The 309-nt window shown below is 53.1% G+C and carries 1 protein-coding gene; it reads right to left on the reverse strand.

What is annotated here, in order from left to right; all coding sequences use genetic code 11:
- Window positions 1–82: 82 nt before the first annotated feature.
- Window positions 83–309: 30S ribosomal protein S9 (gene rpsI / locus KHA85_RS20810; protein WP_213186772.1), on the reverse strand; the 227-nt coding region annotated here is incomplete at its 5' end.

Genomic DNA, 309 nt, shown 5'->3' on the forward strand with positions numbered 1-309 from the left:
GGGGATGGCGGATTTCAGGCATAAAAAAACCCGGTGAAGCACCGGGTTTTTTGCGTAAATCGCACTGCCGAAGCAGCGAAAATTAACGCTTGGAGAACTGCGGACGACGACGTGCTTTACGCAGGCCGACTTTCTTACGTTCAACCTGACGAGCGTCACGGGTGACGAAGCCAGCTTTACGCAGTTCAGAACGCAGAGTCTCATCGTACTCCATCAGTGCACGGGTGATACCGTGACGGATAGCGCCAGCTTGACCGGAGATACCACCACCTTTAACGGTGATGTACAGATCCAGTTTGCCAACCATGT

It is taken from the genome of Dietzia massiliensis (assembly GCF_018390595.1).
Taxonomy (GTDB): Bacteria; Actinomycetota; Actinomycetes; order Mycobacteriales; family Mycobacteriaceae; genus Dietzia; species Dietzia massiliensis.